Raw genomic sequence first — 9,775 nt, forward strand, 5'->3', positions numbered from 1 at the left:
TTAATGCATTTTCCAACGCGGTACTTCCTCCTTGTTCCGGTGACTGTACTCATGAGCTTATTGACCGTTAGCTGTAGTGGCAAAAAAGTTGAATGTCAGAAAATTATTGAAGTGGCAAACCAGGCCGTTGAAGAAGCTAAAACCCTAACTAATGGTGGAGAATCAAGTGATCCCCAGGCAATGCTCCAGGCAGCTGATGCTATGGAGGGGGCATCTCAAGACATGGAATCTATAATAGTTAAGGACGAACAGCTCCAAGACTATCAAGCTGGTTTTATTCAGATGTATCGCAATACCAGCAAGGCGACTCGTGACTTTGTAGAGGCTTTTAAGAAGCAAGACCGCTCAGCTGCGGAAGAAGCTTTGAGCAATTTGCAGAAAGCCACCACCCCAGAACCAAAATTAGTGGCGGATATTAATACCTACTGCTCAGCTAACTAGCGGGTTGAAACAGTTAATAAAACCCTATTATTACCTCGACGTCTGTATTGCCAGATAGGTTGTTTAGATGTCTTGTGGTGGGTTGACTGCGCTATAGAATCGCCGTCTAGAGCGCAGCTGAAAAACCCTATATTTTTAGCTAGTTAGGCAATACCCAAAATACCGTAGCTGCGAGGTCTATAGTAAATAGACCATTCAAGTATATGGTATGTTTTGTTTTTCAAGTACTGTCAGTAGTATATTTGAACAATCTGCCATTGAGATCTAATGAAATATGCCTTGGTTCATGAGTGGTTGACTCCCAAAGCAACTGGTGGCTCAGAACTGGTAGTTCAAGAAATACTCAAACACATTGATGCCGACCTGTACGCCCTGATTGATTTTGAATCAACAAATCCCCAGAGTTATCTATATCAGCGCTGTATTGGCACAACCTTCCTACAGAACTTACCCTTCGCTCGTAACGGGGTTCAGAAATATCTGCCGCTGCTACCCTTAGCGATTGAACAGCTGGAACTAGGGGAGTATAATGTCATACTCTCCTCTTCCCATGCTGTTGCCAAGGGTGTCCTTACTAGTCCCCAACAACTGCACATCTGTTACTGCCATACGCCCATGCGTTATGCCTGGGACTTGACGTTTGATTATTTGCGCAGTAGTGCTATGGGACAGGGTTTTCCAGGGTTGATCACTCGCTATCTGCTTCATCGGTTACGTCAGTGGGACGTGATTACAGCAAATCGGGTGGATTACTTTATTGCCAACTCTCATCACACAGCACGGCGGATCTGGCGCTGCTATCGGCGTAGGGCTGAAGTGATTTACCCACCGGTTAATATTGAACGTTTTCCTTTCCAGGAAGAAAAGGAAGATTTTTATCTGACCGTTTCCCGGATAGTAAGTTACAAACAAGTATCTTTAATTGTTCAAGCTTTTAATCAACTGGGATACCCTCTGGTGGTGATTGGTGATGGCTCAGATTTAGCAGGGATTCGCAACTTGGCTCACAAAAATGTAGAATTTATGGGATTTCAACCCAATGAGGTGGTTGAGCAGTATATGGCTAAAGCTAAAGGGTTTGTCTATGCTGCCTGTGAGGATTTCGGCATTGCCCTGGTGGAAGCCCAAGCTTGTGGTACGCCGGTGATTGCCTATGGTGCTGGTGGGGCACTAGAAACAGTTCTAGATATTCGGCAACATTTAGACAGTGGTACAGGTCTATTGTTTCCAGAGCAAAGCTCAGGGGCTTTGATTGAAGCCATGGAAACCTTTGAGACCTTGGCAGGAAAGTTTAATCGGGAAGCAAGCCGGTTAAACGCTGCCAAATTTGCCCCCAACATTTTTGCTGATCGCTACCTGACATTTCTGGAAAAGTGTTATCAAGACTACCAGTTTTAATTTCTCTGGTAAAAAATTAAATATCCTAGCTGGCTATGCGCTATAGCGAGTGTCTCGTAGCTTTATGATTATGACGTGTGGTGTGAATTGAAGGAGTGAGATGACTGCCGAAAGCCAACTTAACTCCGTCAAGATATTGCGAGCATTCGTGAAGCGAGGTTTTCAGCCCCTCGTTTCACGTCGTAGACACAAGAATCTGACTCGCTATCGCTTAGACGGAAATTTTGCCAAGCGACTGTTTGATGTTACTTTTTCCCTATCAGTTCTGATTTCGTTTTTTCCCGTTTACCTGCTACTGGCATTGCTAATTATGATCAGCTCACCTGGACCAATTTTTTATGTTCAGGAGCGGGTGGGTAAAGACTACAAACCTTTTGCTTGCCTGAAATTCAGAACTATGGTGGAAAATGCAGACGAAATGTTGCTAGAGATGATCGAAAAATCCCCTCAGATACGAGAGGAATTTGAGGATAATTACAAGCTCAAGGATGATCCTCGAATTACTGGAATTGGAAAATTTCTACGGCTGACTAGCTTAGATGAGTTTCCTCAGTTCTGGAATGTACTCAACGGACAGATGAGTGTGGTGGGTCCAAGACCGTTAGTGCCAGAGGAATTGCCCAAATACGGGCGTCACATGGATAAAGTCTTGAGAATTCGACCCGGAATTACTGGCTTATGGCAGGTTTCTGGACGCAATGACATACCTTACCACCGCCGTGTGCAAATTGATGTTTACTATGTCAGTTTCCGGAATTTTTGGCTGGATTTATGGATCATCGTGAAAACCATTGGTGTTGTTATTTTTCCCAAAAATAACGGTGCTTACTAGAGGTAACTGGTACCTGCTAGAGGAGAGATTAGGTAATGGGAGAGATTAGGTAATGGGTAATGGGTAATGGGTAATAAGCCCAGTTGCCAATTACCCATTACTGATACCAAGTTGCTCTCAAACCTATTATTTAACCTATTATTTATTGCTTAAGGGCTCGATTGAACGGAATTGGTAGATGGGAGTAAACAAGCTCCTATCTACTACCCATGTCTTGATGCAGTCGCTCATGGTTTTGGGTCTGTGTGCGGAACCTGCGTCCGCACCTTGTAAGCCCCGTGGAAACCCCCGCGTGAAGGCGCTGCATCGCTAAATGCAACTCGGTATGATTACCCACTATCAGCATAGTTTGTTGATATGATCGCCCTATCAAAGCGGAGGTAAGATCAGATGAACAAAGCAGAACTACGCCGATCCCTGCTTCAAAAGCGCCAGTCTATGTCTGTAGAAGAATGGCGGCAAAAAAGCGATCGCATTTGTACCCATCTGCAATCTGGCGTCCTAGTGACCCAGCCACAAACAGTCTTAGCCTATTTCAGTTTTCGAAAAGAACCAGATCTAAGTCCCCTATTTACAGACACTAAGCACTGTTGGGGACTACCGAGATGTCTGGGAAAATCTCTCTTCTGGCATACCTGGAAGGCGGGTGAACCCTTGCAAAAAGGAAATTACGGTATTTTAGAACCATTACCTAATTCTACCAGCCTAGAGCCAAAGGATGTGAATTTGATCCTTGTACCCGCTGTGGCTTGTGACCAGCGGGGGTATCGTTTGGGCTACGGTGGTGGTTTCTATGACCGACTACTGAATTCACCAGAGTGGGATTCTATTCCTAGGATCGGCATTGTATTTGAATTTGCCTATATACCTCAACTACCCATTGATCAGTGGGATAAAGACTTGCACAGTGTTTGTACAGAAACAGGATTCAAGAAGGTGGAACAGATCTGAAATTCTGTGTTTTATACTGTTTAATACTCTTTGTCTACAAAAACTGGAGACTTCGTACTTCATTTAGGAGACGACTGACAATTAAGTGCTCCCTTTGGATAAGCAATACGTTGGTGATTATATTGTTGCCAAACTCTGATGAAGACTTGGGCAATTTTTGATAAATCCTGTCGGGTTAGCCCAGAATCCACTAATTGGTTGTCCTGCCAGCGAGCTTTGAGAATTTTATTGACCACCGTAAGAGCCGTTTCCGGAGTAACCTCTTTGAGTGAGCGTAGAGCCGCTTCACAGGCGTCAGCTAACATAACTACACCAGTTTCCTGGGACTGGGGAATTGGACCGTCATAACGAAAATATGACTCGTCCACAGACCCAGTACCTTCGAGTTGGGCTTTTTGCTGAGCCTGGAAATAAAAATAGGAAATCAGCAATTTCCCTTGATGTTCTGGGATAAAGTCCCGCACTGCCTTGGGTAACTGGTGCTTACGAGCCATAACCAGTCCTTCGGTAACGTGCTTTTTAATAATTTCAGCACTCTTGAAAGGATCATTAATCTCATCATGCTTGTTCGGACCACCCATTTGATTTTCTATAAACCCTAACGGATCGTGCATTTTACCAATGTCATGGTAGAGCGTACCTGCCCGAACCAGTTCGACATTACAGTGAAGTTCTTGAGCCGCTGCTTCTGCCAAAGAAGCAACAAACAGAGTATGTTGAAACGTTCCAGGTGCCTCAGTAGCTAGACGCTTGAGCAGGGGACGGTTGGGATTAGACAATTCTGCCAGACGAATTGGTGTCACCAGGTCAAACAAACGTTCCAAGTAAGGTGATAGCCCCAGGGCGACAATACTCCAAGCTAAGCCAGACATACCGAATAACAAGGCTCCTGGCAGAACTGCAGACCAAATTGTACTAGCCGTGGCACTAATAATCAGATTGATAATCAGGGAAACTACACCTTGAGTTAAGCCCACCCCAACTCCCAACAGAGCCAATTCCTCTCGCGATCGCATTCGTCCTGCCATCAAGGCACCAAGTAAACCCCCAGCCACATTTGCCAGTACTTGTTCTCCAGTGACTTCCATACTAAAGGTCACTAAGCCTGTCAGTAAACCCACCACTGTCACGCCCATCGTAGAGCCATAAAAGTTCCCTACTAACAAAGCAATAGCAGGCATAGTGTAGGGAATCTTGAAGAAGGGACTCTTGAAAAGTATTGATATTGGCATACTAAGTGTCAATAGCAATACCAAAATGTAGTCCCGCCGTCTCCATTTCGGGTGAACTCGCCGTTGCACTAAGGCAAAGATGCCTACCGTAGTAGTAACCAAACCACCAAATCCCATCAAACCCGGCCAGTTAATTCCTCGACGGCTTAAGTCGAAATAATCCAGTAGATCCTTAATAAAAATCTCCCCATCTCCCCATCTCCCCATCTCCCCATCTCCCCATCTCCCCATCTCCCCACACTCCCCACCCTTGCCTCAATTAATATCCACCCTCGAGCCTTTAATCTTGATATAGTTACCCTCCATCACAATGTCCTTACTTGATTTTATCTTAATTCCTTGATTATCCATCGTGATTGTATTCCCATTTTCATCTTCCAATTTAATCCCTTTATCCTGCTCGGATAATTTAAAGGTATTGCCCTTGCCTGTACTAATTTCGATTAACTGATTTTCATCATCAAATATAAGTTTTAGGGAGTTTTTGGTAACTATTCCTTTCTTATTATTTTCCTTGGTTACTGTCAAACCAGGGGGCAAAGCATTTTTACCACTATGCACCGCACCCAGAATTATGGCTTGTCTAGGGTCATCATTGATAAAACCGAGAATAACCTCATCCCCGGTTTCTGGTCTAAAGAAAATACCCCTTTTATTACCAGCCTCAACGGAAGCTAATCTTGCCCAAACAATACCATCTGTTTCAATTGAGGGGATTCTGACTTTTACCCTAAACTGTTTTTCTGGATCCGCTTCATACTTATCCACAATCCCAATTTGCAACCCATGAATAGCTGGAATCAATCCCGCCACTGGTGTATCAATAATGTCATTAGTTTGTTGATAAAACCAGCTAGCTGACAAGCCAAATTGTACATAGGTTTGCCAGCCTTGTCTACTAAATTGATGTCGAATAGCCGTTACTAAAGTTTTGCCATTGAAGCGCTTTCCTATTCCCTTAATTTTTATCATATCTCCTGGTTTAATATCAGCAAATCCAGGTAAATTTAAGCGACCTTTAAACAGTGAAAGACGACTTTTTTGTAACTTGGCATCTGCCCAAGCTTTTACTTCCTGGTCATCTAAGGGAGCTAAACTGATTAATTGATAGTTGTCTGCACCAATGGTTTTTGCTAATTCATCTCCTTTTAAATTACCCTGCTCTAGAGAAAACTCTTTCGCTTTTTGTGATTGTGATAGTTTTTGTGTTTTGATATCCCAAGCTGTACTTTCTACCGATGCTTTCTGATCGCAAATATCAGCTTCCATTTCAAACTGGTAAATTTCATCTTTGCCATACTCAAAGGTATGTTTGGCTTCCTCTGTCTTTGTTAGATTAGGCTCTTTAACCGTAATTTCGCCATCATCAACTAAAACCCACAGACCATTGACATCCCCACGAGATAAAATGAAATCCCAGTCAGTGCAGTAATATTGCACCATTTCCTTATGCTTTGGTTTAGTTACAGCACTAGATTTGAATTTTAACCCCCCACCCCCAGTGTTGATGACTTTGCCGATAATATCCTTGTCTGTCATATCTCGAAACACAGCACTTTTTCGTTGGGTGGTTAGTTTGTATGCTGCATCTTTTAAGTCAACAGTGAGCAGAGAACTATAGCGATCGGCTTGCACACAGTGTCTAACTATAATTCCCTTAAACACTGTTGCTTCATTTTGTTTTTCCGCTTCATAGCGAAGCTTTATTTCAATTTCTTGGCCTGGTTTAAAAAACTCCGTGTTGCTAATAGCAAATTCTTGTTCTGCCGCGTCACCATCTAATAAAATAATTTGAGCTATCGGGATTTTATTCACCTCTTTGATAATGTCAATCGACATGACATTATATTCAGAGTTCATTTTTTTCCCTTTACTCAAGATTGTTGCTGTGACAACACCACTCATTATTTTTTTACTTCTCTATTGGCGGTAAGTTGATAGTTGTTCCGGTTTTTAACTTTCTGAAGTTATTGACATTATTAGCACGGGCAAGCTGGATATAATAGGCCGAGTCACCGTATACCTCTTGAGCCATCAAAGGCAACTTATCTCCAGCTTTTACTGTTTTAGTATGAGTAAGATCGGGTGAGCTTTTCTTTTCTAATAAAATTCGCTTGGAATCTTCTAGATCACCTTTAAAAACGGTATCTAACTCAGCTCTTATCGGTTGTCCGCTACGGTTAAAAAGTGTATATTTAACATTAACAGATACGAGACGACAATCAAAAATTAAGTCTCCCCATTCAATTTTGAGATATTTAGGCTCATGGATTGTTCCATCCATAAATGTTGTTAGCTTCAGAAAGCGGTCTACTTGCTTGTAAACATCTCTCGTCCCTAAAAGATTGCCAACTAATGAAGCTCCGGCAAACCCAAAACCTCCATAATCTGCTACCCCTGTGTCATCTAAAATTAACTTGAGGGACAAATTCCTGGGTTTGCTGAGAGTATATTTTGCTTCCCGTCCACGGGTATTAATACCCTGCTTACTTTGATAAACATTCTCGTATTGTAAGGAATAGGATTCCGGATTAAACATGACTTCAAAGGTATCTTGTTCCTTTCCAGTCCGTTTTCCATCTTTATAAACACGAATCTTCAGCTTTTCTAATTTAAAAGGGTTTTTTAGCATATAATAATTATTTGGGTGAAGTATAAATTATTCTTGGGTTTTAGGGAATAGGGAACAGGGAATAGGGAACAGGGAACAGGGAACAGGGAACAGGGAACAGGGAATAGGCAATAGGCAATAGGCAATAGGCAATAGGCAATAGGCAATAGGCAAGAGGTAAAAAAGAATGTGTACCTCATAGCTATGATAAACGCTATCTCATGTTATTACCATTACCCTTAATATAGCAGTCGCCAGGGCAGTTAGGACATGACAAAAGTCTCAAACCTAAGTAAGCGCAAGAGTTTTAATTCTAACTTCTGACTTCTGACTTCTGACTTCTGACTTCTGCTATAAAAATCTCCCCCATCTCCCTATCTCCTTATCTCCCTATCTCCCTATCTCCTTATCTCCCTATCTCTCTATCTCCCCATCTCCCCATCTCCCTATCTCCCCCTCTCCCCACACTTCCTTACCTTATCTCTCTTTTTTCCGCTCCAGTATCTTCAGTACCTGTGCCACACAAGCAGCAATTATTTCACCTTTTTGTTCATAATTTTCTCCCATCTGGTAATCTAAATTATTATCATAACTATGTCCATTCTCACTATTTCCATGCTTAGACTCACTATTATCCACAATGTTGGCACGAATAATTAATTCTTTGATTTCCACTGGCATAGCTAAATCCTCACACTTTGAAATCTCACATAGGCTAATTCCATCGTATCGATAACCACAGCATTGGCATTAGCATCTAGGTCAGATGTTGACCATTTTACTGGATAAGCTCTCTTAAATAACCAACTAGAAACAGGAACAGTGTTTTCATCAAGCAACATGACTAAGACATTGCTGGGAGCAAATTTCATGGTACTCATAGCAATGTTAAATTCTACATTCAAAGGAGAGCCAATCACCATTCCTCTTTCTAAAACCAGATTATTATAGGTAACCTGATTAGGCAAACGATGTCTGAAAATATTTTCACCCCCTTCACGGATGTCTGTTGTGCTTATTTCCGCCGAAATTCCCGATACCTTTTGAAAGCGAATATCTAAGGGATTAGGCAGAATTCCAGCTATGAAAAAGACGACCATAAAATTAAATCCAACCGGGGGATTTTCCGTCAAAGTAAGTTCCGGAATGGGGAAATTATTTACCATAACTTACAGCGGTTTTCAATTCGGTGAAGTACAAATTATTGGGTTTTTAGGGAATAGGGAGCAGGGAGCAGGGAGCAGGGAGCAGGGAGCAGGGAGCAGGGAGCAGGGAATAGGGAGCAGGGAACAGGGAACAGGGAGCAGGGAGCAGGGAGCAGGGAAGAGAGAAGTCTAATGATTATAATGGAGGGTTATTAACCTTGAGAGTATTAGCCATTAGTTCTAAACTTTCAATAGCAACTTCATTGCTAGTGGCATTAAATGACGGTGCATCTAATTTCTTAGGGAAAGCATTTCCAACTTCCCAGGAGACAACTGCTTCACCTGACTCATCTAACAATTCAATAATAATATCTCGCTTTTCGACGGTATTGAGCTTAATCGTGCTAAACCATTCAAATAAATAGCTGTCTTGTCTGACAATTCCTTTCTGTAGGGTTAGGTTAATGGGAGTGTCTAATCCTGGCATGTACTTTGGCCCTTCTTTATAACTCAGGCCATCTCGATAAGTAATCGTTTCGTATTCAATGCTTAATCCCGATACCTCTGAGAAAGCGTGGGAATCATCTCCATCGATGGTGACTCGGTAATAAAATACCGGAATTGGATAAGTATTTTTGATTTGTTCTACTGTGTCTGCCATGATTTATGTTTCCTTAATTACTTTAGGTTTGGTTTAAGCTATCAGCATTCAGCATTCAGCATTCAGCATTCAGCATTCAGCATTCAGCATTCAGCATTCAGCATTCAGCATTCAGAATGGGCGGACGGGCGGCGGTATTAATTATTAGCGATGCGGGGGCAGCACGGGGGAATTTTGACCAGGAACGGGTTGATAATACTAAGGTATGGATTGAGGAGTTACAGCAATCTGTGCGTTATTTGACTTGGCTTAACCCCATGCCGAGTGAATGCTGGGGACAAACTACGGCTGGGGAAATTGCCCGTTTTGTGCCGATGTTTGAGATGAATTCCCAGGGGATGAATGGAGCAATTAGTGTGTTGCGTGGTCGATATATTGTAATTAAAGAATTGGATGAATCTTTATGCTATTAGAGTTAAGACAATTGAGGATTCAACCGGGACAGGAATTGTTGCTGGAGGATGTTAGCTGGCAGCAATTTGAAAATATTTTGGCGGAATTGGG

12 protein-coding genes and 1 pseudogene are annotated in these 9,775 nt (G+C 42.4%); 6 read left to right on the top strand and 7 right to left on the bottom strand.

The window, feature by feature from the left end; all coding sequences use genetic code 11:
• Nucleotides 1–3: 3 nt before the first annotated feature.
• From F6K52_RS01525 to F6K52_RS01540, 4 genes are all read left to right on the top strand, one after another.
• Nucleotides 4–441, top strand: a complete 438-nt coding sequence (locus F6K52_RS01525; RefSeq protein ID WP_293072984.1) for a hypothetical protein — start codon at nucleotides 4–6, stop codon at nucleotides 439–441.
• A gap of 267 nt (nucleotides 442–708) precedes the next feature.
• Nucleotides 709–1,839: a glycosyltransferase gene (locus F6K52_RS01530; RefSeq protein WP_293072987.1), complete on the top strand. Its 1,131-nt coding sequence runs from the start codon at nucleotides 709–711 to the stop codon at nucleotides 1,837–1,839.
• Nucleotides 1,840–1,939: 100 nt separating this feature from the next.
• Nucleotides 1,940–2,671: a sugar transferase gene (locus F6K52_RS01535; protein WP_293072989.1), complete on the top strand. Its 732-nt coding sequence runs from the start codon at nucleotides 1,940–1,942 to the stop codon at nucleotides 2,669–2,671.
• A gap of 390 nt (nucleotides 2,672–3,061) precedes the next feature.
• Complete coding sequence (locus tag F6K52_RS01540) at nucleotides 3,062–3,622, top strand: 5-formyltetrahydrofolate cyclo-ligase (protein ID WP_293072992.1); 561 nt, start codon at nucleotides 3,062–3,064, stop codon at nucleotides 3,620–3,622.
• A gap of 59 nt (nucleotides 3,623–3,681) precedes the next feature.
• On the opposite strand, the pseudogene F6K52_RS01545 reads toward F6K52_RS01540, so the two are convergent.
• The 6 genes and pseudogenes from F6K52_RS01545 to F6K52_RS01570 form a co-directional block, all read right to left on the bottom strand.
• A pseudogene (locus F6K52_RS01545) lies at nucleotides 3,682–5,034 on the bottom strand (HDIG domain-containing metalloprotein); the annotation flags it as partial.
• Between the two features lie 75 nt (nucleotides 5,035–5,109).
• Nucleotides 5,110–6,759 carry a type VI secretion system tip protein VgrG gene (gene vgrG, locus F6K52_RS01550; RefSeq protein ID WP_293072995.1) on the bottom strand — a complete coding sequence of 550 codons (1,650 nt, stop codon included), beginning with the start codon at nucleotides 6,757–6,759 and terminating at the stop codon, nucleotides 5,110–5,112.
• Nucleotides 6,760–6,766: 7 nt separating this feature from the next.
• Nucleotides 6,767–7,486, bottom strand: a complete 720-nt coding sequence (locus F6K52_RS01555; RefSeq protein ID WP_293072998.1) for a hypothetical protein — start codon at nucleotides 7,484–7,486, stop codon at nucleotides 6,767–6,769.
• A complete protein-coding gene (locus tag F6K52_RS01560; protein ID WP_293073001.1) occupies nucleotides 7,480–7,665 on the bottom strand; it encodes a hypothetical protein in 186 nt (61 codons plus the stop codon). Before F6K52_RS01560 ends, F6K52_RS01555 begins: the two co-directional genes overlap by 7 nt.
• Before the next feature lie 277 nt (nucleotides 7,666–7,942).
• Nucleotides 7,943–8,146 (bottom strand): DUF5908 family protein, encoded by a 204-nt coding sequence (locus tag F6K52_RS01565; protein ID WP_293073004.1) that lies wholly within the window; start codon nucleotides 8,144–8,146, stop codon nucleotides 7,943–7,945.
• A 2-nt stretch (nucleotides 8,147–8,148) separates the two neighbouring features.
• Nucleotides 8,149–8,565, bottom strand: coding sequence for a phage tail protein (locus F6K52_RS01570; RefSeq protein WP_293073007.1), 417 nt, complete (start codon nucleotides 8,563–8,565; stop codon nucleotides 8,149–8,151).
• Here F6K52_RS01570 and F6K52_RS01575 point away from each other — a divergent pair.
• A complete protein-coding gene (locus F6K52_RS01575) occupies nucleotides 8,549–8,803 on the top strand; it encodes a hypothetical protein (RefSeq protein WP_293073010.1) in 255 nt (84 codons plus the stop codon). The two genes, F6K52_RS01570 and F6K52_RS01575, sit on opposite strands and share 17 nt — an antisense overlap.
• A gap of 3 nt (nucleotides 8,804–8,806) precedes the next feature.
• Here F6K52_RS01575 and F6K52_RS01580 read toward each other — a convergent pair whose 3' ends face one another.
• Nucleotides 8,807–9,271: a phage tail protein gene (locus F6K52_RS01580; protein WP_293073013.1), complete on the bottom strand. Its 465-nt coding sequence runs from the start codon at nucleotides 9,269–9,271 to the stop codon at nucleotides 8,807–8,809.
• A 116-nt stretch (nucleotides 9,272–9,387) separates the two neighbouring features.
• On the opposite strand from F6K52_RS01580, the gene F6K52_RS01585 reads away from it, so the two are divergent.
• Nucleotides 9,388–9,684, top strand: coding sequence for a hypothetical protein (locus F6K52_RS01585; RefSeq protein WP_293073016.1), 297 nt, complete (start codon nucleotides 9,388–9,390; stop codon nucleotides 9,682–9,684).
• Nucleotides 9,685–9,775 lie beyond the last annotated feature (91 nt).

Origin of the sequence: Moorena sp. SIO3H5, assembly GCF_010692395.1 — a bacterium.
GTDB lineage: Bacteria > Cyanobacteriota > Cyanobacteriia > Cyanobacteriales > Coleofasciculaceae > Moorena.